We start from the raw sequence: 26,069 nt of genomic DNA on the forward strand, positions 1-26,069 counted from the left end.
GGAGGATGTCCCAACAGGGACCACGGAGTGCGCAGAACCCATACTGCGGCACAATTCAGAAAAGTACGTTTGGCTATCGGCAAGCAAAGCCTCCCACCGCCCTTACTCGTCGAATAAGCGCTTGCATCAATGGAAGTCGCGAGGCGGCATCACGGCGCGAGGCTCCCAGTACTTCACTCCACATCGGATTTGGGCTCGCGATAGAACAATCCGGTCACAATCAGTCCCACGATAAGCCAGCCGACGGTGTACCAAAGGCCCGCGAAGATGTTTCCTTGCGCGACGGCGATGGCAAACGCGAATGTCGGTAGCAGACCGCCGATCCAGCCACTGGAAAAATGATACGGAAAAGACATCGCTGTATAGCGGATGCGCGCAGGGAACATCTCCGCCATCGCCACACCCACGGGCGCGTAACCCAACGCCATCGCAAGAAGCAGCACCAACAGCAGTGCAATGATCTTCATTTGATCGGTCGCGGTCGGATTCGCGGGTGCACCAAATCCCGCTTGCTTGATCCCTTCCTTCAACTCGCGCGTGAAGGTCGCCTGATCGAATGCGCCAGACGAATTTGCAATCAGCACACGGTCGCCGATCCGCACCTCGGTCGTGCCGGCACCAGGTTGATCGACGCTCGTGTAATTGACGGACGATGCGGCCAGAACTTGGCGCGCGATATCGCACGGCGACGTAAACTTGCGATTTCCGAGCGGGTTGAACATGAAGGAGCAACCCGATGCGTCGGTTCGAACCGAAACGGCGGTCTCTGCCTGGGCCTTGGCGAGGGCAGGATTGGCCACTGCGGCGATCTGATGGAAGATCGGAAACGTCGCCGCGAGGCCGAGAGCGAACCCCGCAAGCATCACTGGCTTCCGACCCACGCGATCGGACAGCCATCCTGAGAACCAGATCATGGGTATCGACAAGAGCGCCGCGATCGTGGTGACCAGATTGGCGACGGGCATCGAGACATTCAATGTCCGCGTCAGAAAGAAGAGAGGATAGAGAACCGCATTGTAGTATACGACGGACATGCCGCCCCCGATGCCGATCAAGGCGACGCAAAGTAGTCGGATATTTTTCCAGCTTCCGAACGTTTCGCGGATCGGCCCACTGGACAGCCGTTTTTCTTCGGCCATTTTCTGGAAGACCGGCGATTCGTGCATCTGCAGACGCACTCGAATCGATAGACCCAGGAGGACGATCGAAATGAGAAACGGAATTCGCCAGGCCCAGGCGTCGAATGCGGCCGTCGACGCAAACGCCTGCACTGCTTGTATGGAGATCAGAGCCAACAGGAAGCCGAGGGTGCCCGTCATCTGAATAAATGAAGTGCTCAAACCTCTTTTGTTTCTCTCGACGTGCTCGGTCACGTAGATGACCGCCCCACCGTACTCGCCCCCGAGCGCCAGGCCTTGCAGGATACGCAGGGCGACCAGCATGATCGGCGCAAGGATTCCCACGGTCTCGTAAATCGGAAGAAGCCCCACGGCGAAGGTGGCCAACCCCATGATGACGATGGTTATCATGAAGGTGCGCTTGCGACCGATAAGGTCGCCTAGTCGCCCGAATACGATCGCACCAAACGGCCTCACCACGAAGCCGACGCCGAAAGTCAGCAATGCGAAGATGAAACTTATAGACGGATCGAGACCGCTGAAGAATTTGGCCGCGAGCACTCCCGCCATCGCAGCATAGAGCGTGAATTCGTACCACTCAAAGACGGTGCCCATCGCGGCGGCCGTGATCGTGCGGATTTGCAAGCCTGTCGAGCCGGCGGAATCCGAGGGCTGAAGTGTGCTCCCGGTGATCTGCGATGCGATCGGCTCGTTCGGTAGACTGACCCTATATGTCGGCATGTTTCGCTCCCCTTATTCAAAATTGACAGCAATCCGGGTCCGCGCGTTACAGACGATGGCTCTGCGCGCAGCTTCCTGGCGGACGTTGGTTACTTCTTAGCTCTCGACCTCTTCTGCAGTCGGACTGCGGACAATTCGCCGACACGAGAAGCACTTGCCTTCTCGTTCGGCGTCATTCCCGCCATGAAGCCATATGAGAATGCTGGACGCGCCTCCGGACGGCTTCGTCGACATCCTCCGAGGTCACGCCGCATGCGATGCGATCCCGGTCTGCCGAACGATCCCGTTAAAGGACGGGCGGCTGAGCGATGGTCCGCCAAGGAACGTCGATGGACGAAGCCATCGTCTAGACTCCCAATTGCGACCCAAAATCACCGCGCGACCTCCTAAAGTTAATCTCTCATAGCAGAAATCGTATTCTTTGGAAGAATTATTTTCTTATAGCAGAAATGCTATTCTATAGAAGAATTTTCGGGTGACGCCTACATCTTCTGCAATTCGCTATGTCTGGGCCGGATGTGACATTGGAGGTACTGCCGCCTAATATTAAAGCGATGGACAGCGACGGCTGAAGAGTGATTCGGAATGGCTAGGACGGCGGTAAAGAAGATTGGCAGACAGGATCCGGTAAGCCAGGCATTTGGCGACCGGGTTCGGCTACTGCGTGAGCAGGCCGACCTCACTCTCGATCAAGTCTCGAAGCTTTCGGGCGTAAGCAGAGCAATGCTTTCGAAGGTCGAGCGAGGCGAAAAAAGCCCGACCATCGGTGTCGCGAAGCGCATCGCTCATGCACTGGATACTTCGTTCTCTACACTGGTCGGTGACGAAGGAGCCTCGCGCCGTGCGTTCGCGCTAGTGCGGAAAAATCAAAGACAGGTCTTTCGTGATGCCGAAACAGGCTTCGAACGCTATCTGCTCTCGCCGGTCATGGCCGGGTTGCCGGTCGAAGTCGTCCTCCACCACTTGCCGCCTAAGGTGTCGACCGGCAAGCTGCCACCCTACCCTGCCGGAGTGACCAAGCATGTGCTCGCCTCGCAAGGCCGCATCGTGGTCGGAATCGACAATGTGGAGACCATTCTCGAGGAGGGCGACTCGCTCTATTTCGAGGCCGACGTAGAGCATTGGTTCGAGAACAAAACCTCCCGGTCTGTCGAGTACTACCTCGTCATTTCCGCCGCACAGATGTTTCCCCGCCGCAACGATACGGCTTCCTGACTCTTCGGCGATCGCCTCTCGATCGCTCCGCTCGTTCACGGCGGATAGACGCTCTTGGCCGATCCCTCGGTACGCGCCCCAGGACAGCGTGTGCCACCACGCATGAACTTGCGTGCGGATTAAATCTTCTATAGAAGATCATTTCTTCTACCAAATAATGCGAAGCCGACGGCGAGCCGTACGGCGGGCGCTGAGCATGATTGCGCGAGAAGGGGAAAGTTATGACGATCGAATTCCCGTTGGTAATCAACGGCAGGTGGCGCGAGGGCGCAGCAAATTTGGGCCAGGATGTGCTCAATCCGGCGACGGGCGAGAGCATCGGCAAGGTCGCACATGCCAATTCGACGGATCTCGACGAAGCACTCGATGCCGCCGCTCGCGGCCTCATCGAATGGCAAGGGGTTTCTCCTTGGCAACGCGGAGCGATACTGAAAAGTGCTGCAGACCACTTGAGATCCGACATCGATTCCGTCGCCCGGATCATCACCGCCGAGCAAGGCAAGCCGCTCGCCGAAGCCAAGGCCGAGGTCATGCGTTCTGCGGAATTCCTGGAATGGGGCGGCGAACAGGCCCGTCGCATCGCTGGTCGTACCCTTCGCGGTCGGGACGCCGCCAACCGGATCGAGATAGAAACGCATCCGATCGGCGTCGTAGCCGCCTTCACGCCGTGGAACTTTCCGATGGCTCTGGCGGCCAAAAAATTCGCCGGCGCGCTCGGCGCGGGATGCTCTATCATCTGCAAGCCGTCCGAGGAAACTCCCGGCTCCGTTCTGGCCCTAGCCAAGGCGTTGCTGTCTGCCGGCGTACCACCCGCCGCGATTTCGATAGTCTTCGGCAGACCTGAAGAAATTTCGAACTACCTCATCCCTGCGGCCGCGGTCGCCAAGATAACATTCACTGGGTCCATTCCTGTCGGCAAGCAACTAGCGGCCGCGGCCGGCAGGGTCATGAAGCCCGTCACGATGGAATTGGGCGGCCACGCCCCGACTATCGTTTGCGGTGACGTCGATCCCGAGAGGGCCGCGGACATTCTAGCAAAGGCGAAATTCGCCAATTCGGGACAGATATGCCTGTCTCCGACGCGCTTTTTTGTGGAGGAGAGCGTCTTCGAGCGCTTTACGGCTCGCATGACCGAGCACGCCGAGGCTTGGCGAGTGGGCGACGGAATGGATCCCAAGACACAGATGGGCCCTCTTGCGAACGAGCGGCGGGTCCAAGCGATCTCGCATCTCGTGGAGGACGCCCGCCAACGCGGAGCGAAGATAGCTGCCGGAGGAGTTCGCATCGGCAACAGGGGATTCTTCTACGCGCCAACGGTTATGACGGACGTTCCCGAGAACGCCGAAATTCTCCATTCGGAACCTTTCGGCCCAATCGTACCGATCCTGCCCTTCGCCGATGAGAACCAGATGCTCAAACGAGCCAACGGACTGGAGTTCGGTCTTTCGGCATACCTTTTCTCGAACGACGCCGCACGGCAGCGTCGCTTGACCGATGCACTTCACTTCGGAACGGTGGGCGTGAACGAGTTCGTGACACACCTGCCCGAGGTCCCTCTGGGAGGTTGGAAAGAAAGCGGATTCGGTACCGAAGGAGGTGTCGAGATCTTGTCTCCTTATCAAAAGACAAAGTTCGTCAGCGTCTGGTAAACGAGATTGCCTCGACGGGCTTGGCGGCACGTACCGCCGAGCCCGCGACCGGTGAGCGGGGCCGCATTGAGTGGCCTTTCGACGAGCGTTAGCGCCCGTCGTCGCCACTCGGCGACCATGGCTTACTCGGCATGACGACGGTACTTCCCCCGTCGACGAAAAGCACCTGGCCGGTAATGAACCGCGCTTCGTCCGATGCGAGGAATGCGGCAGCTTCTCCGACATCCCAGCCTTCCCCTTGCCAAAGCATGGGCACCGCGTCATCGCGAGACCTCATCATATCCTCGATGCCGGCGTGATTCCTATTGTGAGCGGACTGCACCATCGGCGTCGATAGCAAGCCCGGCGCAATCGCGTTGCAACGAACGCCTTTGGCGGCGTACTGAGCCGCCACGCTCATCGTCAGCGCATTCACCGCGCCTTTCGATGCAGCATACGGAATCCAAGGCACGGTAAATCTTACCGCCGCGAAAGACGAGATGTTGACGATCGCGCCCTTCCGCTGTCGCTCCATCACCGGCAGCGCCCACTTGCATGTCAAATACATACTCTTCAAATTCACCGAGATGATCCGATCGAAGTCATCCTCGGAGCACTCCACCGGCCCTCCCATTTTCGCGATGCCGATGTTGTTATGAAGCACGTCGATCCGCCCGTTAAACGCCAACGACCTTTCGATCGTGCCCTTCACTTCCTCGGACCGAGTTGCGTCGCAAGCAAAAGCGAATGCGGTTCCGCCCTCGCTGCGGATGAGTTCGGCCGTCGCAGTGGCGGCCGCCAAGTCCACGTCTACGCAGGTGACGACAGCGCCATGTCGGGCATAGACTAGGGCGGTCGCCTTCCCGACGCCATAGACACTGTCGCTCACTTCTCGCAAGCTCCAGCCTTGTCCAGCCTCGTTGGCAGTCCCGGCTCCGAATAGCAGTACATGGCGTCCATCGAGACGAGATCTGCTCCTCGGTGCCGCGAGCGACGGAATATCCATGTTTACGGTCAGACTGTCCGTCCTCCGTCGATCGGGAATTCCACGCCGGTAATGAACTCCGCCTCATCGGAAGCCATGTAGACAGCGGCAGCCGCGACGTCCGAGGGACGACACAGCCGGCCGAGTGGAATGCTCGCGACAAACTTCTGCCGGTTCTCAGGTGTGTCCGGCATTCCAAGCAAAGGCTCAAGCAAAGGTGTTTCCGCGGCTACCGGGCACAAAGCATTCACGCGAATCTTCCAGGGAGCGAGCTCGACGGCCAGGGAACGGGACATCAAGTTCACTGCACCTTTCGAAGCGTTGTACCAGGTCAATCCTGGTCGTGGACGGATGCCGGCGGTCGAACCTACGTTCAGAATCACGCCACCTCCCGCGTCCCGCATTTTCGGCGCGACGCCCCGCACGAAATGGTAAATCGACTTCACGTTGACGTTGAAAACGCGGTCGAAAGACGCTTCATCCGTCTCGAGCAATGGTTGATTGCGATGCGTGGTGCCGGCATTGTTGATCAGGATTCGGGGCGCACCCAATCTTTTTTCGGTCTCTGCGACGACCTCAGAAACGTCCTCAGCTCGGGCGACGTCGGCCGTCACTGCAATTGCCCTCTCGCCGATCTCCGCCGCAACTCTCGTCGCCGCGTCACCGCGAAGATCAGCGACAACGACCAGCGCACCTTCCGCCGCAAATCGCTTTGCAATCGCCTCGCCGAAGCCGCTTCCGCCACCCGTGACGATTGCGATCTTGTCCTCTAGTCTCATCTGGCTTCTCCTATTTGGTCGCCGCTCTACTGCGGCGAAAGAACTCGCGGAAACACTTTCATACCCGGTGAACCGGAGCCGATCAGGCTTCCGTCACTTCGCCGCGCTCGATGATGAAGGTCGTCTCAATCAACGATTTCAGGAGATTGGGACTCGATTCCGTGACAAGGATAGCAACGTCCGGAAGAGCGGAACGCAAGCGCTTGAGTGCATCGACATATCGGAGCGCCAAAGCCGGAGCCAGCCCCTGGAGCGGTTCGTCCAGAATGATCGCGCGCGTTCCGACCATGAGCGCTCGGCCGAGCGCCACCATCTTTCCTTGGCCACCAGACAGCCCGGCCGCTTTGCGACCGGCCAGATCGCGCAGCTCCGGAAGTAGTTCAAAAGCCGCTTCTAGCCGCCGCTGGCACTCACGACCTGAAAGACCGAGAACCTGTGCCGGCAACAGCATGTTGTCGCGCACCGTAAAGCTACCGAACAAATTGCGCTCCTCCGGAGCGTAGCCGACGCCGAGCGCGCACCTGCGGTGAGCCGGCACGGCGCCGCAATCTCTGCCGTCGATAGAGACTTTTCCTTCGCGCAAGGGCGCGAGGCCCATCAGCGCCCGCAACGTGGTCGTCTTTCCCGCACCATTCCGACCGATGAGCGCGACCCGCCCGCCGGGCGGTACCGTAAGCGAAACGTGACGGAGGACCCGCGCTCCGCCGATTTCGGCACATATGCCCTCAAGCCGCAGCATGACCGACCTCTGTTTCAATCCCGATCACGTCGCGGAGCACGTTGGGATCAGTCAACACAGCGCCGGGCGGCCCGAGCGCCGCGATCTTTCCCTGACTCCAGACAGCGACCCTATCGGCAAAGCGGGAAACGACATCCATGTCATGTTCGACGAACACCGCCGTGACACCCGCGGTCCGCAGAACGCGGACCAACGTCTCGACGATGCTTATCTTCTCCGACGCCGCGACGCCGCTGGTCGGCTCGTCCATCAAGATGAGCCGGGGCTTCAGCGCGACCGCCATGGCGATGTCTGTGAGCTTCCTCGCCCCCTCGTTCAGCGTGTCGGCCCGCCGCTCCGCGATGTCCGAAAGATCGAATTGCGCTAGAATATCGTCGACCTCTCCGCGCCAAGCGGATCGCATCAACGGTCGGATCGGAGACCAAAGGCCCTCGCGGGCGGCAATCGCAAGCGCAACGTTCTCGGCCACGGTGTGCTCCAGGAAGAGCTGGGGCAGTTGAAAGGACCGCGCAATACCGAGGCGAACGAGACGGCGTGGCGCTAGGCCGAGAAGCGGCTGCCCGTCATAGTGGATTTCGCCTGCTTGCGGGGTGAGATAGCCGGTCACCATGTTGATGAACGTCGTTTTTCCGGCACCATTCGGACCAATGATGGCGAGAAACTCGCCGTTCCGAACGTCCAGGTCGATGCCGTCGGCGGCTTTGACGCCGCCGAAGGCAAGTTTCAAACCTTTCGCAGAGAGCAGAATCATGTTTGGCGCCCCCGTACGACGAGAGCCCGACCGATTCCCCAAAGTCCGCCGGGAGCAAAGAGTATGACAACCAGCAGCACCGTCCCGAGAATCATCTGCCAGGCGTCCGCCACGAGGGCCGCCGCATAGGTCCGCGTCAGTTCGTAGGCAAGCGCGCCGAGAAACGGTCCGAAGACACTCCCAGCTCCGCCAAGAATGGCGATGAAAACCAATTCTCCTGACGCCGTCCAATAAGCCAACGCCGGCGTAACATGGCGCGTCGACAACGCGATCAGGGCACCGCCGCAACCTGCCATTAGAGCCGAAAGAACATAGGCGGACAGAAGTACGCGCCGCGCAGGAACACCCATGAACTCCAGACGGGCCTCGCGTGTCTTCAAGGCCGATAGTGCGCTCCCCATTGGAGACAGGAGGTAGAGCCGTACGACGGCGCCGAAACCAATCGCGAGCACCAAAGCGAGGATCAGAAGCGCCCACGACTGCTGATCCGGAGAAAGTACGGTTCCCGCGAAGCTGGTGACGGGCACCCGGATTCCGTCTCCGCCGCGCGTCACCTCGTAGAACTTGTCGAGCATCGAGTAGAAGACCATGCTGAGCGCCAAGTTCAGCATTCCGAAGAAGATCGCGCGGTAGCGAGAGACGAAGAGCCCGACCAACAGTCCAATTGACGCGGCTACGATTGCGGCCAGCGGAAGAAGAAGGAGCACCTCCGGAATGCGGGCTGCCATAAACGCCACGACATAAGCGGCGAGCGAAAGATACAGCGCGTGGCCGAAGCTCACCTGTCCCGCACGCAGCAGCAGCAGAATACCAAGGACAGCCAGGCCTTTCGCAATCGCGATCGTCATCACAAAACGTAGCCATGGCACAGCCCAGGACAGCGCCAGGACGAACGCCGCCGCGAGGAGCGTAAGAACGAGATCAGCGTAGCGGCTCATATGCGTCGGGTCTCCGGGACGGCGAACAAGCCCTGTGGACGAACCAACAGCACCGACACCATGATGAAGTAAGGCACGACCACTTCGAATTCAGGGGCGAAATAGACGGCAAGCGAGCGGCCGAGCCCGATCATGAGCGCGGTAAGAGCCGCACCCTCGATCTGTCCAAGCCCTGCGGTCGCAACCACCGCAAATGACAGGACGATGGTCGAGGCACCGATGCCGGGCACGAGCGAGGTGGTAGGCGACGCGAGCGCCCCACCCAAGGCAGCGAGCGCGGCCCCTGCCGTGAAGGTCAGAAGCATCACCTTCCCGGCATTGATGCCCATCGCCCGCGCGGCTTCCCGATCGACCGTTACGGCAACGATCATTCGACCTGCGAGAGTGCGACGCAGGAACCAAGCGAGGCCGATCAGCGTCACGAGAGCCACGCCGGGCAATAGAAAGAGTTGATAGGCCGTGAAAGGAATCGCGTCTCCGCCAAAGGGAACGTCGATCGTACCCAGCAATTTGACTGGCGCATCGGAGACGACGGGCTGCACCCCCCAGACAAGCTTCTGAAGATCTTCGAGGATCATGAAGAGGGCGAAGGTGACGAGAAGTTGAAGAGCCTCCTCTTGTCCCGACACGCTCCGTAGCAAGCGTTCGATGGGGGGCCCAAGTATCGCGCCGACGATCACGGACGAAACCACGAGCGACGGTATCGAGAGCCAAGGCGGCATACCCCGAGCGATCAGAAATAGGCTCAGAGACGCCGCGGCATAGCCCCCGATCGCATAAAGGCTTCCATGCGCGACGTTGAGCACACGCATGACCCCGAAGACGAGATTCAGTCCGACCGCGACCATAAAGACCGCCGCCGCGTAGGACAGTCCGTCCAGCATCGCCAGACCGAGCAACATCCCGTTGTCGCCGAGCCAACCCATGATCGAGTCAGCCCCTCGATGTCACAGGCTGCGGGACCCGAGAAAGAATGTCCGGCTCGAGCGTTTTTAGCCATTCGAAGCTCGACTTTCCGACGGGCGTCGTGACCATCTCGCCCGGAAAAACGACCATGTCGGCCAGGATCGGGAACGAGTATTTTGGATCCGCGACTGTCGTTCCGACCAACATGTTCGCGAGCCCCTGACCATCCTCACGTATCTTCACCGGGCTTGTCAGCGAGGGAAACTGAAGGCCCTTGAATGCCGCAGCAAGTTCGGCATCCGTCGGCCAGACGCCGCCCTTGGTCGCCAGCGCCTTTTCGTAAGCGGCCTTCATCGCGAACACGGCCTGGGCCATGTGGAAGCACGGATAGATCGGGTAGACGCCAGTTCGCTTCCGGAAGTTCTCCGTGAACGCGGCCAAGCGTTTCGCATCTTCGGGCGAGGGATGCAGAAACCAGTGATCGCCTCGGGCGCCGATGATGTGGCCCGGCGGCAGGCTTTTGCCGACCCGCTCGAGCGACGATTCCCCCAGGGGCAGTACGAAGAGGGATCGCTCGAGAAGCTTTCGATCGGCCGCTTGGCGGATGAATGTGTCGAGATCACCACCCCATGAGGCGTTGAACACCACATCCGGCTTGGTCGCGAGGAGACGGGTCACTTCGCTCGAATAATCCGTCGCGCCAAAACGCGGAAACATCTCGGCTACCACGCGAACGCCCGGCTTCAGCCTCTCGACGATCGTCTTGAACATCGTCCAGCTGTCCCGGCCCCACACGTAGTCTTGATTGACTACCGCGACGGTCGAGAAATTCGGCTTGTACTTGAGAAGATAGAGAACGGGCGCCAGGACCTCGGGGGTACTGTTGCCTATGGTTCGGAACACGTAATCGTAGTGCGCTTCTTCGAAAATGCGTTGAGTGCTGCAATCCCAAAGAAGCGTGGGGCGCTTCATCTCCTCGGCAATCGGCGCGCAGGCAAGACAGTCCGCGGACGAGATCGCCGCGAACATCAGATCGACTTTTTCGCTTTGCACGAGACGACGATACTCGGCGACGAAGTGATCGACGCCAGGCCCCTCATCGAAGAAGATCGGGCGGAGCTTTACACCGGCGATGCCTCCCGCCGCGTTGAGCTCTTCGATAAGCAGTTCCGCGGCTTGCCTCGCCGGCACGCCGAACACGCTCGCTGGCCCGGACAGATACGTTGCTATGCCGACCTTGATCTCGTCCGGCTTCGCAGCTTGCGCCTGCACACGGCGTCCGGACAACGCCAGCGCCCCGACTCCAAGCGCGGCGAGCGCGGCTCGCCGGGTCAGCACGTCAGATCTCATCCTATCGTTGATCGACATTCTATTTCCTCTCCTTCCGTCAGCTTCCCCGGACGTCTCGAGCGTCCTTGATCAGATCCCTCATCTCAAATGAGACGTATTCTAAAAGAGAATTATTCTTCTAAAGAAGATATAACAGAAATGAGCGGTCGTGGGAAGCTTAATTTTGTCGGCCGAGAAGCGGTGAAGATCGCCTGTCCTCACCGCCGGGAATGCATCAGACCTTTGATGAAGGCGCGCTTCGCACCCCCGTCATCCGAGCCGGATCGACGATCCGGTCGTACTCGTCGCCTGACAGGAAACCCAAGGAGATTGCCGCCTGCCGAGGCGTGACGCCATCCGCCAAAGCGTGTGCGGTGATTTCGGCAACCTTGTCGTATCCCAAGACAGGGTTCAGACTCGTTGCCAGGAGGAGCGCGTTGGACACATTGGCTGCGAGACGCTCTCGATCGACCATCAATCCGCGCACTAGGCGGATAGCCAGCATGCGCGAGCTGTCGGACAAGACGCGAATCGATTGCAGCAGATTGTAGATGAGCACAGGCTTCGCGACGTTCAGCTCGAAATTGCCCGACGCGCCCGCCGCGGTGACGGTGGCGTGATTGCCCATTGCTTGGAAGGCCGTCTGCACCACCACCTCGCCGATCGTGGGGTTCCGTTTTCCCGGCATGATCGACGACGTCAGGCCATCGTGCGGCACGATCAGCTCTCCAAGACCGCAGCGGGGGCCAGACCCCAGAAACCTGATATCGTTTGCGATCTTGACCAGAGTGACGGCAAGCGTGTTCAACGTACCGGAAACTTCGACCAAGGTATCGTGCGCGCCCATACCTTCGAACTTGCTCGGATTGGGAGCGAACGTCAGCCCGCACAATGAGTTCAGTTCATCGCAAAACACGACATCGAAATCGGCCGGTGCATTTAGACCGGACCCGACCGCCGTGCCGCCCTGCGACAGCCTATACAGACGCGGTCTGGCATCCTCAATTCGCGCCAGGCAGTTGTCCACTTGTCGCCAGAACGCCTCGAAGGCCTGGCCCATCGTCATCGGCACGGCATCCATGAGATGGGTACGACCTATCTTCACGACATCCGAAAACATCTCGGCCTTCGACGCAAGTTCATCGCGCAGTGCCCGGACGGCAGGGAGCAGGCGATCGCGTATCTCCAAGGCGACGGCGATATGCATGACGGTGGGGAAGCTGTCGTTGGACGATTGCGAGCAATTGACGTGATCGTTGGGATGAACCGGTTTCTTCCCCCCAAGCGGTTGCCCGAGCATCTCATTGGCTCGATTGGCGATGACCTCATTGACGTTCATATTGGTCTGCGTCCCGGAACCCGTTTGCCAGACCGTCAGAGGAAAATGATCATCGAACCTCCCCTCCCGGATCTCCAACGCAGCCAGTTCGATCGTCCTTGCCAATTCTTCATCGAGGGCTCCGAGCCGACTATTCGCGCGGGCGGCCGCGATCTTTTGGAGTGCGAAGGCATGGAAAAGGCAGGCCGGAAAACGCTCTTCTCCGACGTCGAATACCGCGAGCGCCCGCTGCGTCTGGGCGCCCCAATAGCGATTGGACGGGACCTCGACCGCACCGAATGCGTCCTGCTCGAGCCTTGACTGGTTCACCTCAGTCGCCTCCAATGAGTTCATTTCCACCATTGCTTCGGACCAGGGCGCCGGACCACTTCTCGGCGCCCTTCCAAGCGGTCTCGTCGAATTCACCGGCCAATTTCGCTCGCCTACTTCGTGCTGAGTTTCTACGCGCTGGTGATCCTGTTCATCGTGGTCGTGCTCGGCGCCGTCTGCGCCCTGTTCCGCATCAACATCTTCCATCTGTTGCGCTATATCCGGGAAGAGATCATCATCATGCTCCGCTCTCGATCGGCGCGCGCTTCTCCGGCGAGAGCGCCATCAGACCGAAGCCGAAGATCAGGGCGATGACGAGCACCTGAAGCAATTCGCCGCGCGCGAAGGCGCCGATGAAATTGTCCGGAAAGACGTTGATCAGAAACTGGCCGAACGTGGTATGCGAGGCGGCCGCTGCCTTGGTCGCGGCTTCCGCGCCCTTGGTGGCGGCAGCCGGTGCTGCAATATGACCGAGATTCTTGCCGACACCTACGAGGTTGCCGAACAGCAGGCCAAGCGCCAACGCAATCGTCGAGACGACCTCGAAATAGACCATGGCGATGAGCCCGACCTTGCCGACCCGCTTGATGTCGCCGGCCGCAACGATACCGACGGCGACCGTCAGGAATATCAGCGGCGCGACCGCTGTCTTGATCAGCCGCAGGAAGATATCGCCGAGGATCTTCAGCGACGCGCCGAACTCGGACCAAACGAGGCCCACGACGATTCCGAGAACCATGCTGACCGCAACTTGCAGGCCGAGGTTCTTCCATAGGGCTTTCGCGCCGGCTTGGCGGGCCGTTCGAGCGCAACGTCGTCGCGCGGTGTTGTCGCCATCGTGGCAATGTATCCTCCGAAGATCGTCAATCGTTGTTGGCTGCGCTCTCCGGCGCATTAGGGAGATCGGGTGCCGTGCACCTGCGCGGGTCGCTGGGCTCCGGCGGCTGAAATCTGGAGAACGCGATCGACCATCGGACCGCAGAGGCCGAGATAGTTGGCGGGATCACAGTGACGCCGGATCACGTCCTCGCCTCCAACGGCTTCGGTGATCTCGGGCACGCCGGCGAGAATGTCGGCAAGCTGGCCGCCGCCTTCGATCGCCTTGCGGCAGGCGTCGTAGACGACATCGTGGGCCTTCTGCCGGCCGAGCTTCGGCGCCGCCGCCATCATCACCGCCTCCGCCACGATCAGACCGCGGGTGAGATCGAGGTTTTGCAGCATCCGATGCTCGTGCACGACGAGCCCGGCCAGCATGAATTTGGCGTTGGCCAGTGACGCGGCGGTCAGCAGGAAGCTTTCCGGCAGTGACACCCATTCCAGATGCCATGGACCGGTGGCGCGTTCGAAATCGTGGATCATGCCGTCGAGCATCGCGGCGACGTGCTGGCGCACGGACTTTGCCGCGGCGAGCATCAGCTCGCTGGAGATCGGATTGCGCTTCTGCGGCATTGTCGACGATGCACCACGTCCATGCACAAACGGTTCTGAGACCTCGCCGAATTCCGACGCTGACATCAGCATCACGTCGGTCGCGATCTTACCCAAGGTACCGGTGATCAGACCGAGCAACGTCACCGACTCGGCGATACCGTCGCGAGCGACATGCCAAGTGATCGACGGCTGATGCAGTCCGAGTTCTTCGCAGAACAGCCTTTGCATTTCGAGGCCCCCGTCGCCGACGGAAGCGAGCGTGCCTGCGGCGCCTGAGAATTCGCCGACGAGGATGCGCGGAAGCGCCTGATCGACGCGCTCGATATGACGGTCGATCGAGGATAGCCAGACCGCGGCCTTGTAACCGAACGTCACCGGAAGCGCCTGCTGCAGATGGGTTCGGCCGGCCATCGGCGTGTTGCGATACTTGCGCGCCATCACAGTCAGGATGTCGCGCACCTCTCGAAGGTCGCGCGCCACGATCTGCAACGCGGCGCGGATCTGTAGGACGTTGGCGGTATCCATGATGTCTTGGGTCGTCGCGCCCCAGTGCACGAAGCGACCGGCTTCGCCCGCAGCTTCCGCCAGCTGATGCACGAGCGGGAGGATCGGATAGCCCACGATCTCGGTCTCGCGGCGCAGCTTTTCGAAGTCGATCTTGATGGAACGCGCCGCGGCTGCAATCGCCTCGGCTGCAGCTTTGGGCACCACCCCAATGCGCGCCTGAGCACGGGCCAGTGCGACCTCGGCCTCGATATAGCGACCGACTAATCCGTCATCGGCGAAGATCGCACGCATTTCGGATGTCCCGAACATGTCGCGAAATAGGTCCGAGTCAAATACCGTGCTTCCCATCGCGCTCCCCTAGTTAATATGTTCGTACATATTAATATGTCCGAACATATTAGCCGGGTCAATAGGTGCCGCTTGACGCCGGCCAACCAGGCTTTCATGAGGACTCTTCAGGGGGGATTTCGGTGGTAACCCGTTACGCCTACGTGGCTCGCGCTCTAATGCAGGCGATCGCCGACGGCCGCCATCCGGTCGGTTCGTTGCTGCCCAACGAGTTCGAGCTCGCCGAGCAGTTCACCGTCAGCCGATCAACAATCCGGGCCGCGATGCGGGAGTTGCAGGCATCGGGAATCGTGAGCCGAAAAAGAAATGCCGGCACTAGGGTCGAAGCGGTCGCGCCCTTGCATAGCGGCGGCGGCTTTTCGCAATCGCTCGGTTCTATCGAAGCGGTCCAGCAATTCGGCGTCGAGACCGAACGCCACGTCCAGCGGGTCGCCGAGGTCGTAACCGACGAACAGCTCGCTCGCGCTCTGGGCTGCCAGCCCGGGCGTCGCTGGTTGCGGATTTCAAGCTTGCGCATGATTCCGGGAGATGCAACGAAGACGCCCATCTGCTGGACCGATGTCTATATCGACGCTACGTTCGCCCGCGAGGTCCGGACGCGAATGGACAGCCATCGCGATATCTTCGGGACATTGGTGGAGAACATATCAGGACGTCGCTTTGGTGAGATCCGTCAGGACATCAGCGCGGTCGGCGTATCAGCAGATCTTGCTGAGCCGTTGAAGGCAGTGCCGGGTGCCTACGCCCTTTCGATTCGACGCCAGTATCTTTTCAGTTCGAACGAGATGGCAGAAGTATCGCTCAGCATACATCCGGCGGATCGCTACAGCTATTCTATGCGGCTCACGCGGCAGCAAGTGGAAATCGCCTAGGCATTCTCGATCAGGAATCCAACCGCCAGAGCGCGAGCCTCGGAGGCCATCGGATCTGGATTTTCAGCTTCAGGACGCATTTCGCAAGCCGCTGACGAAGCTGTTTACCTTCCTGGACAGCGCAGACGACTGGTGCGTTAGATCGCACGAAATGTCGAAGACCGAGCGTGCCGCTGCCCCGGTTTCCCTGGCTCCCTCCGTCACATCGACGATACTCCTCGTGACGGCCTCGGTCCGGCCTGCTGCTTCCATGATATTGCGCCCAATCTCGCTGGTTGCCGCGGTCTGCTCTTCCACCGCAGCACTAATCGAGATCGCGGCCTCGTTCACTTCGTTGATCACGCCGCGCAATTCATGAAGCGCGCCCGCCGTATCCGAAGCCGCGCTCTGCATGGTCGAGATCTGATCGGAAATCCGTTGCGTGGCCTGAGCGGTCTGGGTCGCGAGTCCTTTCACTTCCGACGCGACGATCGCAAATCCCCTCCCCGCCTCGCCAGCACGCGCGGCCTCGATAGTGGCGTTCAAGGCCAATAGGTTCGTCTGACTGGCGATCGTAGCGATCAGTTTGACGACTTCGCCGATCTCGAGTCCGGCCGCCTCCAGCGTCTGCACCGTAGCGCCCGAACGTTCCGACGCGAGGACCGCGCGCCCCACGACGGTTTGCGCAAGATTGGCCTGACGCGAGATCTCCTGGATGGAAGTTCTCAGTTCCTCCGAGGCGGATGCGACGATCGTTACGTTCGTTGAAGCCTCTCTCATGTCGGAAGCGACAGTCGTCGTTTTGGCTTCGGTAACTTCGGCTATCGCCGTCATCTTCTCCGACGAGGCTCCCATCTGCAGAATTCCGGCGGCCACAGCATCGACGACGGCCTTGACGTCAGCTTCGAAAGCACTCGCCAGTCGAATCAGATCTTGCCGTCTTTCATCGGCGAAGGCCGCTCTCTCGGTCTCCTTGGATTCGTGAAGAGACTTGTTCTCGATGGCGTTCCTTCGAAACACTTCGACGGCTGAGGCCATTTCTCCGATCTCGTCACGGCGATCGGTTCCGATCAATTCGACGTCGGTCTCGCCAGTCGCGATGGCCCGCATGGTCTTCGAAAGCGACGACAGTGCGTTACCGATATTTCGGCTGATCAGGTAGGTCAGGACAAGGCTGACCGCGAGCAAACTGGCAACCGTTATCGCCAACGCCTTTCCTGTCTCCCAGAAGGCCGCCTTGATATCGTCGATGTAGTCACCCGTCCCTATGAAGATATCCCAGGGCGCGAACGCCTTGACGTAAGTCAGCTTGCTTACGACACCGTCGACGCCAGGCTTTGGCCACATGTACTCCACGATGGCCTCACCCTTGTCGCGCACCCCATCGCGCATCAAACGAACGGGACGCACGCCGTTCTCATCCACCACATCCAGGATATTTTTGCCCACGAGCGCCGGATTTCCTCCGTTCGCCACGGAAACTCCCTCCATCGAGGACGCGAACGTATAGACCTGCCCGTCGCGATACATCATCGTATGAAGGCGTTTTCGCAGATCCTCGATGGCTTGTTCCTTGGACAACTTGCCCTCCGCCACATCCCGATCAAGAGACCTCGCCAGACCGATGCCCATATCTGTAGCAGCCTTGATCTCCGCGATGCGGTCGCTTCGCATCCTCAAGTAAGAGAGTTGGAGCGCGATACCGATCGAAACGCCGAGCGACAAGATCATCACCGAGGTGAGGCAAAGCAGCTTCGCACGAATGGACAACCTATCGAGAAGCATGCATCCCCCGTTAATTCGTTATTTGAAGATCATCATTGCGACAAAATTAGTAGAGCGATTCTCCTAAAGAAGAATAAATATGTAGCCAGTTAGCCGTTTCCGGGCGACCTTCCAATATAACCGACAAAGCGCCCGATTGATCGCCTGCAAGTGTTCGGCAACTTCTTCAAAGCCCGGTCTTCCTGCCGGGGTCGTGTACATGCGGTGCTGCACCGCCCGATCGAGTGAAAGATCAAACGTCTCGAAATGGGCTGGCGTCGGCGCCGACGGAGCAGGAGGCACGGTCCGGAGCGACCGCCGACCAGCCGTCGGCATCGACCTCCGAAGCGCCAGGCGATCCTTCTCTCCAACGAGAGCATGCGCTCCTCGGTACGCAAGCGCCTGGCGACTGCACAACGGTCTCTCCCCAAGGTTCGACGTCGACGAAAGCGCGGCGAGGAACATCCTCGAGCTAGGAACGAACTCGAACGGAGGGGTTCAAGGGATAGCCTGTGGAGCGAGCCGGACTACCGCCCGGAAACAGGAATAAGATCTCCTTGAGGTAAGAAGCCAGGCCCTTCGGGCGGAAAGTAGTCACGATATCGTCCCGCGCGGATGAGCTCCGTCCCCGTCTTCGCTCAATGCTACCGACACAAACGTCTTTCTGGACTCGATCACGCTGCCGCTTCGACTCGCCCCTTCGCCTTGGTGGCCTTCATGTCCTTTGCAGGCGGCATACCGAACAATCGACCGTACTCGCGCGTGAACTGCTGTACGCTCTCGTATCCGACGGCGTGAGCCGCGGTACTGATCATCGCCCCCTCCGAGAGCATCATGCGTCTCGCCTCGATGAGACGTAGCTGCTTCTGAAACTGCAAAGGCGTCAGCGACGTGATCGACCGGAAGTGTTCATGGAATGAAGATGGACTCATGCCGGCCGCATCCGCGAGACGCTCTATGCGCAAAGGCTGCGCGTAGTCCGATCGGATCGTCGCAACGGCACGGGCAACCCGATGAGCGTGGCTATCCGCAACGCCAAGGCTGCGAATACGGGCTCCATGCCGACCGACGAGAAGCCAGTAATGAATTTCACGGACCATTTGCCTCTGCAGTATGGGTAATGCCGAGGGCCTATCCAGCAGTCGCAGAAGGCGGAGCGCTGCGTCGGCGATCTCAATCTCGGTAGGGCCCACATGAACCTGGACATTTTCCTGGTCGGGCGCGCCGTCCATATCCAAAGTGAGATCGGCTATCACAGTGGGGTCGAGATCTAGAACAAGCGAGAGATAAGGCGTACCCGGACAGGCTCGCGTGATCTGGCTGACTGTCGGAACATCGGCGGCGATAAGCAATGATTCACCGGCACCGAAATCGAACGTCCGGTTTCCCATTGTCACTCGCTTGCTGCCTTGAAGCACGAGAGCGATCAACGGCCGCGAAATCGCGTATTGCAGCACGCTCGGGGCCACCGCGCGGATGGTGGTTAATCCAGTGATCGGCGGAGTACCGATTCCATTGCAGTCGGAATGGTGCTCAGCGTAGCGGCGAACCGCATCCAGCAGATCGTTCATACGGTGCAACCTAGCGGGACTGGCTTCGGGGCACAAGCCGCCTGGAGTATCAGGCAAATTTGATCTGCTTTCAGGCAAGATATTCTAGCCGACTTGGATCTTTGTGCCCAGAAATCGCCGATGCTTTTCCGCTATCGGGCCGTGTGGGCGTTGGTAACTCCGAGAAACAGGCAAACGTTTCCGAGTATCTGGCAACCTCAATACCGAACGATCTGATTACTGGTCCCGTCGTATCGACATCAACAAGGAGACTAAGATGACCACAATCTCTATCGTCACCGGCGGTACCCGCGGCCTTGGTCGTAACACCGCTCTTGGCATCGGCCGCCACGGCGGCGACGTCATTCTGACCTATCGCAACGGCGCAGCCGAGGCCGAAACGACGGTCCAAGAGATGAAGGCGCTGGGACGGAAGGCGGTCGCGCTGCCGTTGGATGTCAGCAAAGTGTCCTCCTTCAAGAAATTCGCCGATGAAGTGCAAGCGACGTTGAGAAGGAACTGGGGCCGAGAGACGTTCGACCATCTCGTCAACAACGCCGGCCATGGCGAGATGGCGCCCTTCTCCGAGACAACGGAAGCTCAATTCGATTCTCTCTTCAATGTGCACGTGAAGGGCGTTTTCTTCCTGACCCAGGCTCTTCTTCCGCTGCTTCACGACGGAGGCCGAATAGTGAATCTCTCCTCGGGTCTTACCCGTGTCTCTTTCCCCGGCTTCTCGGCCTACTCGGCCGCCAAGGGCGCGGTGGAAGTTCTGACGATCTGCTTGGCAAAGGAGTTGGGCAGCCGCGGGATCACCGTGAACACGGTCGCGCCCGGAGCGATCGCGACCGATTTCCTCGGTGGAGCGGTTCGTGACATCCCTGACCTCAACAAGCAATTTGCCGGGATGACCGCCCTCGGCCGCGTGGGCGTTCCCGACGATATCGGACCGATGATCGCGAGCCTGCTCGGTCCCGACAACCGGTGGCTGACGGCTCAACGCATCGAAGTATCCGGCGGACAGACCATCTAAGACTTGCTGATTCTGGACTTTGAGATCGCCGGGCGTCCTCCGGGATTCCCGGCGAAAGCTATTACAGATCCAAGTCTCGGCCGCTGACGCTTCCAATTTAGGTCGAACGCTTTGCTCACGAAGGCTGCGAAAACGGCGCGACTTCCTTCTTCAAGACCCAAGGGAGCAAGCGCACTTCGTGCGGCGGCAAGTGCTCCGTCACTACCGGAAGCATCATTACAAACTTCAGCAAGGTCGCCACTTCATGCGGCTCGCAATACCGCTCGTCGGTCTCGCTGTCGCCGCCGTGTCCAAGAAGGTCGGCGCGATCCTCCTTCGCCACCAACTTCTTCTTGAGCTGCGCGCCGAACGTGTGCCGCACGGCATGCGCTCCTAATCCCTCCTCGGTCACGCCAGTCGTCTCAAGGACGGGCTTAAAATCCTTGTAGAATCGATCGCCCATCGGAGATTTGGTCGAAAGGCGAGAAGAGATCTGGAAACAGAAGCCGATAGCCGAGCGCCTTTATGGCCTTGACGTAGGCCAGAAAATTCAGCCCAACACCTCCGGGTGGAGCGGTATGTTGCGTTGGGATTGGGGGTTCTTGATCCGCCTCTGCTCATTCTTCGCGATATGAAGATAAGGAATATCGCCGTTATCGATAACGACATCGTCGACCATCAAGCCGCACAACTCCTCCCGGCGGCACCCCGTGTAAAAGATGAGCATCGGAACGAAGTACAGCGCGCAATGAAAGATCAGGCTCTGCCCCTCAGTCCCCGGCGTATCCAACGCGTCCCAGGCCGCGCAATTGTTGAACACGGGCGCATGAAAGATCGCCGCCGCCTTCTCCAGAGGGAGTTTGGCTCGTGCGTTCCGACCGCGCCCCTTCTTGCCCTTAGCGCGAAGCTTGGTCAGATCGATCCCTGCAAGGGCCGTCGCGCCGCGCGCCGCGGCAAAAGTGAAGACCTGCCCCAGATTTCCCAGATGCCGATTGAGGGTATCGCCGCTAATTCCGCGCTTGCTCTTGTCATGCGTCAGGGCAACCTCACGCAGCTCTTCGATGTTCATCCGCGGATGATTTGCCGTAGTTCACGTAGATTTCGAGATTCAGGAAGTCGACGAAGGCTGCCACATGCGCCTATCCACTGATTGTAGATCCTCCACGTGCTGATCCTGCAGCATGAACTTGATGAACAGCTTGCTGATGTTGCGGACCTGCCGCTGCGTCTTGCCGTCCCAATGCTCCTGCTTGGCGTTTGCGGTGATGAGCTTTTCGGTAAACTCCTCGAAGATCGCCATCGGGAGGCTAGCGCTCGCCAGCAAGGTCTCCTTCTTCGGTGGATCGCGGGGTGGATCGTTGTCGTGCATCACTCCCATAGCCGGGCGCGGCGCCGGTGGATCGTTTTGCGCACGGATCATCCGGTCGACCAAACCGGCGTCCTCGACCCGATTGCCGCCATACCGGCGGTCGATGCTAGCAAGAGCGAGCTTCAAACCGCGGTAGTAGATGCCCTGGGCAATGCCGAGGTTCATGGCCGTCGGTACCGCCTCAACGTCTTCGACCAGTCGACGCAGCACATGCGGCTTAGTCGGGACCAGCTTGTTAGTCCGCAGCAAACAGAGGTGCTGCCACACATCGTTGATATCAGAGGCGCTGAACCCGTCTGCGACCATCTGATCGTAATCCTCCCGCCGTAGGTAGGCACCCGGGCCTTGCGCATCCAGGAGGGCGCAGGTCCAGAAGGCCTTCTTGTCATCCAGACGCGCCCGTCGGACGTCGAAATCGGGGGCGCATTTGGCCGCAGTGGCAACGCGCTCCAGCTTGCCCAAATGGTTGGTCACCACGGCACGCAGCATTGTCTCACTTTGAGACGAAGACAGATCGAGAGTGTCGCGTTCAGCGAGCATCGCTGCATCTTCCAGGATCAGGTCGAGTTGAACGGCCAGGCGCCGCGCCGTCGCGCGGCTGGTCGTCTTCAAGCTCAGAAAAAGATGCGGACAAGAAAAGAAACTGGCAAGCGGCCGCGGTGGACGGCGGCGCCCACAGCATTCCTCCGGAAAATATGCGCAGCCATGGGATCACGACACCTGTGCAGCAGTGATGTGTCGCAGAGCTGTGCAGCAGCTCCCCAGCCAGGCCGGTTTCGTGAGGAATTTCAGGGGAAGCGGAGCATCTGGCTGGGGCGGGAGGGATCGAACCTCCGAATGGCGGAATCAAAATCCGCTGCCTTACCGCTTGGCTACGCCCCAACTGGCGACCGGGAATTGGCGGAAGAACCGGCACCCGCGGATTCCCTTTGGTCGCAGCCGGTCTATAGGGAGCGGCGCGGCATTTCAACCGCCCGGAGGGGCAAAATGCCACCGGGCGGAGCCCACTCCCGCCACACCTTATTATGGTCCCGGCCCTGGCCCGTTCCCGCCCTCCCGCCCATTGAGACCTCCCGCGTTTCATGGGAATACGGCGCCAATACCTGTCCTCGGGAGTGAGTCATGACCTACCGCGCGCCGATCTCTGACATGCTGCTGTCGCTCAACCATGGTGCCGGCCTCAAGGCCGCCGTGGAGGCCGGCCATTACGGCGATTTCGATGCCGACATCGCGGCCGCCGTGCTGGAGGAAGCCGGCAAGTTCGCGGCCGACGTCCTGGCGCCGCTCAACAAGGTCGGCGACGAGCACGGCATCAAGCTCGATGCCGGCAAGGTCACGACCGCGCCGGGCTGGCCCGATGCCTACAAGCGCTGGACCGAGGGCGGCTGGAACGCGGTGTCGGGCCCGGAGGATTTCGGCGGCCAGGGCCTGCCGATCGCGATCAATGCCGCCTGCACCGAGATCTGGAGCGCCGCCAACGTTGCCTTCGGCCTCTGCCCTCTGCTGACGGCCTCGGCGATCGAGGCGCTCGATGCTCATGGCAGCGACGAACTGAAGAAGATCTATCTTGAAAAGCTCGTCTCCGGCGAATGGACCGGCACGATGCAGCTGACGGAGCCGCAGGCCGGCTCCGACGTCGGCGCGCTGCGCACCCGCGCCGACAAGCAGGCCGACGGCACCTATCGCATCAAAGGGACGAAGATCTTCATCACCTATGGCGAGCACGACATGACCGACAACATCGTGCATTTCGTGCTGGCGCGCCTGCCCGACGCGCCCGCCGGCACCAAGGGGATATCACTGTTCCTGGTGCCGAAGTTCATGGTCAATGCCGACGGCTCGCTGGGACAGCGCAACGACATCTTCGCCAGCGGCGTCGAGCACAAGCTCGGCATGCATGCCTCACCGACCTGCACCATGACCATGGGCGACCATGGCGGCGCAATCGGCTTTCTGATCGGCGAAGAGAACCAGGGCATGCGCTGCATGTTCACGATGATGAACCAGGCCCGGCTCGGCGTCGGCCTCGAAGGCGTCGGCGTCGCCGATCGCGCCTATCAGCAGGCGCTGTCTTATGCACAGGAGCGCAAGCAGGGCCGCGCGATCGGCAAGAAGGGCGACGGCTCGGATGCGATCTTCGTGCATCCCGACGTCAAGCGCATGCTGATGCGGATGCGGGCGCAGACCGCGGCCGCGCGCACCATCTGTTATGCGACCGCGGTTGCGCTGGACGTCTCGACCCGTGCCAAGGATCCGAAGGTCAGGGCTGACGCCGCCGCGCGCGCGGCACTGCTGACGCCGATGGCCAAGGGCTATTCCACCGATATCGGCAACGAGGTCGCCTATCTCGGCGTGCAGGTGCATGGCGGCATGGGCTTCATCGAGGAGACCGGCGCCGCGCAGCACTACCGCGATGCGCGCATCACCGCGATCTACGAGGGCACCAACGGCATCCAGGCGATCGACCTCGTCACACGCAAGCTGGCGGCCAATGGCGGCGCGGCGGTGTGGGCACTGCTCGACGAGCTCGCCGCAACAATCAGCCAGGTCGAGGCCTCCAACGATCCCGCCTTCGGCACCACCGGCACGAAGCTGCGCGAGGCGCTCGAGGCCCTGACGCGCACCAGCAAATGGCTGCTGGAGCGCGTTGCGTCCGCACCGAACGACGCGCTCGCCGGCGCGACGCCGTATCTGCAGCAGTTCGGCGCGACGCTCGGCGGCTGCATGCTGGCCTCCGAAGCGCTCGCGGCGAAGGCCGACGGCAATGCGGACGCCGCGCGCTACGTCTCGCTCGCGCGCTTCTTCGCCGAGAACATTACGGTGCAAGCGGGAGCACTGGAGCGGACGGTGACGGAGAGTGCGGAGTCGGTCGCGGCGGCGGATGCAGTTTTGCTGGGGTAGGCTGCAGCCACGCGATCGGATGCAGTGGTCCCGGATTACGCTTCGCTCCATCCGGCCTACAGCCGCTACAATGCAGCAAGCTTCGCCCTCGTTCCCGGCCGCCACAGCACGATCCCCGCAGCCACGAGATCGAGCACCACGCACATCGCGAACGCCATCGTGTAGTTGCCGGTGAAACTCCGCGCGAAGCCGACGATGCCCGGGCCGAAGGCGCTGACGATGCCGCTGATCGAGGTACCCAATCCCATCGCCGCGGCGAAGGCGGCAGAGCCGATCTCGCGCTGGATGATCAAGGGCGGGAACGTGATCATGTTGCCGATCGAAAAGCCGTAGACGGCGCAGCACGCCAGCAGCACCGCAGGACTCGTGCTTTGGAGAAGCACGAACAGCGCGGCCGCCTGGCTCGTCATCGACGCCGCGCAGGCAAGCCGCGGATCGAGCCTGTCGACGAACAGGCCGAGCGACAGGCGGCCGACCACCGCCATCGCCGCCATGATGGTGACGGCAAGGCCAGCGCTGGCACGCCCGATCAGCGGCTCCAGAAATGTCACCTGGTGGATGATGAATCCCATCTGCGCCAGCAGCGCGATCGCGATCGGCAGCACCATGGTCCAGAACGCGGCGCTGGCGAGCAGCGTCTTGCGGGAATGAGCCGGTGCGGCCGCGGCCCCATCGGAGCGCCCGCCCGTTGTCCGCAAGCTCTCGGCCGGCCAACCGATGAAGCCAACCACCACCGGCAGCACCAGCACCACCATCACGATCGTAGCCACCAGCATGGCCGAGCGGAAGCCGATGCTGCCGGTCAGCGACAGCAGCAGCGGAACAAGGACGATGCCGCCGCAGGTCGCGCCGTTGAAGGCGAGGCTCAGCGCGAGCCCGCGGCGCCGTTCGAACCAGGAGTTCAGCACGGTCGCGATCACCACGGTCCCCATGCCGGTCCAGCCGACGGACATCAGCGCATAAGCCAGATAGAGTTGCCAGGGCGTCTGCATCAGCGCCAGCAGTACGGTCGAAGCGCCGAGCGCCGCCAGGCCGCACAGGATCAGCGACCGCAGCCCGATGCGGGCCAGCAGATCGTCGGTGAAGATGACGAGGACGGCGGTGAGCAGAAACGAGAAGGTGCTGGCCGCGGAGACCAGCGTGCCCGGCCAGCCATGGGCGCGCTGAAGCTCGGCGAGATAGACCCCCTGGCCGTAGAGGCCGAAGCCGAACATGAAGAAGGCCATCAGGAAGCAGGCCAGCACGACCCGCCAGCCGCGGTAGTGCAGCGAGGATTCGTCAACGCCCGTTGCGGCAATCATCGATCGAGCAATCGGCCAAAGGAAACGGCATTGGGCAATCGTGCCCCACAACCACCGGTTTTTCAAATGAAACATTGTAGCCATTTGTTGCAATGCGCAATTGCATGTGAAAATGGTGCGGCCGGCGGGATCCGAAGCGGTACGGTTCCCAGGGTCATGCGCCGGGGGTCGTCCTCGAAAAGGTCGCGTGGACGGATTGGCACGTCTGCAAGATCATGTAGGCTGACGCTAGCGGGACTCGCCAAATGCAAGCGTCGC

At 60.7% G+C, this 26,069-nt stretch carries 22 protein-coding genes and 1 tRNA gene; 5 read left to right on the forward strand and 18 right to left on the reverse strand.

Annotation, left to right across the window (positions count from 1 at the left end; translation table 11 throughout):
* Positions 1-173: 173 nt before the first annotated feature.
* Positions 174-1,859 carry an MFS transporter gene (locus tag WHZ77_RS25010; RefSeq protein WP_375310391.1) on the reverse strand — a complete coding sequence of 562 codons (1,686 nt, stop codon included), beginning with the start codon at positions 1,857-1,859 and terminating at the stop codon, positions 174-176.
* 585 nt (positions 1,860-2,444) lie between these two features.
* Between WHZ77_RS25010 and WHZ77_RS25015 the strand changes: the two genes are divergently transcribed.
* Complete coding sequence (locus WHZ77_RS25015) at positions 2,445-3,074, forward strand: helix-turn-helix domain-containing protein (protein WP_375310392.1); 630 nt, start codon at positions 2,445-2,447, stop codon at positions 3,072-3,074.
* A 221-nt stretch (positions 3,075-3,295) separates the two neighbouring features.
* On the forward strand, positions 3,296-4,723 hold the full coding sequence (locus WHZ77_RS25020) for an NAD-dependent succinate-semialdehyde dehydrogenase (RefSeq protein ID WP_375310393.1): 1,428 nt from the start codon (positions 3,296-3,298) through the stop codon (positions 4,721-4,723).
* Between the two features lie 88 nt (positions 4,724-4,811).
* Here the strand turns inward: WHZ77_RS25020 and WHZ77_RS25025 are convergent, their stop codons facing one another.
* The 10 genes from WHZ77_RS25025 to WHZ77_RS25070 all read right to left on the reverse strand — a co-directional run bounded on the left by WHZ77_RS25025 (position 4,812) and on the right by WHZ77_RS25070 (position 15,063).
* Complete coding sequence (locus WHZ77_RS25025) at positions 4,812-5,591, reverse strand: SDR family NAD(P)-dependent oxidoreductase (RefSeq protein WP_375310394.1); 780 nt, start codon at positions 5,589-5,591, stop codon at positions 4,812-4,814.
* A gap of 125 nt (positions 5,592-5,716) precedes the next feature.
* Entirely contained in the window at positions 5,717-6,466 is a 750-nt protein-coding gene (locus WHZ77_RS25030) for an SDR family oxidoreductase (RefSeq protein ID WP_375310395.1), read from the reverse strand.
* 82 nt (positions 6,467-6,548) lie between these two features.
* Positions 6,549-7,205, reverse strand: coding sequence for an ABC transporter ATP-binding protein (locus tag WHZ77_RS25035; RefSeq protein ID WP_375310396.1), 657 nt, complete (start codon positions 7,203-7,205; stop codon positions 6,549-6,551).
* The gene (locus WHZ77_RS25040) at positions 7,192-7,956 is read right to left on the reverse strand and encodes an ABC transporter ATP-binding protein (RefSeq protein ID WP_375310397.1); all 765 of its coding nucleotides are present in this window, start codon (positions 7,954-7,956) and stop codon (positions 7,192-7,194) included. Before WHZ77_RS25040 ends, WHZ77_RS25035 begins: the two co-directional genes overlap by 14 nt.
* Complete coding sequence (locus WHZ77_RS25045) at positions 7,953-8,894, reverse strand: branched-chain amino acid ABC transporter permease (protein ID WP_375310398.1); 942 nt, start codon at positions 8,892-8,894, stop codon at positions 7,953-7,955. Before WHZ77_RS25045 ends, WHZ77_RS25040 begins: the two co-directional genes overlap by 4 nt.
* Positions 8,891-9,820 carry a branched-chain amino acid ABC transporter permease gene (locus tag WHZ77_RS25050; protein ID WP_375310399.1) on the reverse strand — a complete coding sequence of 310 codons (930 nt, stop codon included), beginning with the start codon at positions 9,818-9,820 and terminating at the stop codon, positions 8,891-8,893. Before WHZ77_RS25050 ends, WHZ77_RS25045 begins: the two co-directional genes overlap by 4 nt.
* Before the next feature lie 7 nt (positions 9,821-9,827).
* Complete coding sequence (locus tag WHZ77_RS25055) at positions 9,828-11,168, reverse strand: ABC transporter substrate-binding protein (RefSeq protein WP_375310400.1); 1,341 nt, start codon at positions 11,166-11,168, stop codon at positions 9,828-9,830.
* A gap of 196 nt (positions 11,169-11,364) precedes the next feature.
* Positions 11,365-12,984, reverse strand: a complete 1,620-nt coding sequence (locus WHZ77_RS25060) for a class II fumarate hydratase (RefSeq protein WP_375310401.1) — start codon at positions 12,982-12,984, stop codon at positions 11,365-11,367.
* Positions 12,985-13,015: 31 nt separating this feature from the next.
* The gene (locus WHZ77_RS25065; RefSeq protein WP_375310402.1) at positions 13,016-13,516 is read right to left on the reverse strand and encodes a cation:dicarboxylate symporter family transporter; all 501 of its coding nucleotides are present in this window, start codon (positions 13,514-13,516) and stop codon (positions 13,016-13,018) included.
* Between the two features lie 155 nt (positions 13,517-13,671).
* Positions 13,672-15,063, reverse strand: coding sequence for an adenylosuccinate lyase family protein (locus tag WHZ77_RS25070; RefSeq protein WP_375310403.1), 1,392 nt, complete (start codon positions 15,061-15,063; stop codon positions 13,672-13,674).
* 158 nt (positions 15,064-15,221) lie between these two features.
* Here WHZ77_RS25070 and WHZ77_RS25075 point away from each other — a divergent pair, with 158 nt between their 5' ends.
* Positions 15,222-15,935, forward strand: a complete 714-nt coding sequence (locus WHZ77_RS25075; protein ID WP_375310404.1) for a GntR family transcriptional regulator — start codon at positions 15,222-15,224, stop codon at positions 15,933-15,935.
* 69 nt (positions 15,936-16,004) lie between these two features.
* Here WHZ77_RS25075 and WHZ77_RS25080 read toward each other — a convergent pair whose 3' ends face one another.
* Together WHZ77_RS25080 and WHZ77_RS25085 are read right to left on the reverse strand one after the other, a co-directional pair.
* The gene (locus WHZ77_RS25080; RefSeq protein WP_375310405.1) at positions 16,005-17,699 is read right to left on the reverse strand and encodes a methyl-accepting chemotaxis protein; all 1,695 of its coding nucleotides are present in this window, start codon (positions 17,697-17,699) and stop codon (positions 16,005-16,007) included.
* Between the two features lie 653 nt (positions 17,700-18,352).
* Positions 18,353-19,249 carry an AraC family transcriptional regulator N-terminal domain-containing protein gene (locus tag WHZ77_RS25085; protein WP_375310406.1) on the reverse strand — a complete coding sequence of 299 codons (897 nt, stop codon included), beginning with the start codon at positions 19,247-19,249 and terminating at the stop codon, positions 18,353-18,355.
* A 256-nt stretch (positions 19,250-19,505) separates the two neighbouring features.
* On the opposite strand from WHZ77_RS25085, the gene WHZ77_RS25090 reads away from it, so the two are divergent.
* On the forward strand, positions 19,506-20,261 hold the full coding sequence (locus WHZ77_RS25090) for an SDR family NAD(P)-dependent oxidoreductase (RefSeq protein WP_375310407.1): 756 nt from the start codon (positions 19,506-19,508) through the stop codon (positions 20,259-20,261).
* A 115-nt stretch (positions 20,262-20,376) separates the two neighbouring features.
* Here the strand turns inward: WHZ77_RS25090 and WHZ77_RS25095 are convergent, their stop codons facing one another.
* The 4 genes from WHZ77_RS25095 to WHZ77_RS25110 form a co-directional block, all read right to left on the reverse strand.
* Positions 20,377-20,703: a hypothetical protein gene (locus WHZ77_RS25095; RefSeq protein WP_375310408.1), complete on the reverse strand. Its 327-nt coding sequence runs from the start codon at positions 20,701-20,703 to the stop codon at positions 20,377-20,379.
* 87 nt (positions 20,704-20,790) lie between these two features.
* Positions 20,791-21,309 carry a hypothetical protein gene (locus WHZ77_RS25100; RefSeq protein WP_375310409.1) on the reverse strand — a complete coding sequence of 173 codons (519 nt, stop codon included), beginning with the start codon at positions 21,307-21,309 and terminating at the stop codon, positions 20,791-20,793.
* Between the two features lie 39 nt (positions 21,310-21,348).
* Positions 21,349-22,221: a hypothetical protein gene (locus WHZ77_RS25105; RefSeq protein WP_375310410.1), complete on the reverse strand. Its 873-nt coding sequence runs from the start codon at positions 22,219-22,221 to the stop codon at positions 21,349-21,351.
* 195 nt (positions 22,222-22,416) lie between these two features.
* Positions 22,417-22,491: transfer RNA gene (locus WHZ77_RS25110), tRNA-Gln, on the reverse strand.
* Between the two features lie 240 nt (positions 22,492-22,731).
* Here WHZ77_RS25110 and WHZ77_RS25115 point away from each other — a divergent pair.
* Positions 22,732-24,510, forward strand: a complete 1,779-nt coding sequence (locus WHZ77_RS25115) for an acyl-CoA dehydrogenase (RefSeq protein WP_375310411.1) — start codon at positions 22,732-22,734, stop codon at positions 24,508-24,510.
* Between the two features lie 65 nt (positions 24,511-24,575).
* On the opposite strand, the gene WHZ77_RS25120 is transcribed toward WHZ77_RS25115, so the two are convergent.
* A complete protein-coding gene (locus tag WHZ77_RS25120) occupies positions 24,576-25,811 on the reverse strand; it encodes an MFS transporter (protein WP_375310412.1) in 1,236 nt (411 codons plus the stop codon).
* Positions 25,812-26,069 lie beyond the last annotated feature (258 nt).

Source organism: Bradyrhizobium sp. A5 (assembly GCF_042076515.1).
Lineage (GTDB): Bacteria > Pseudomonadota > Alphaproteobacteria > Rhizobiales > Xanthobacteraceae > Bradyrhizobium > Bradyrhizobium cosmicum.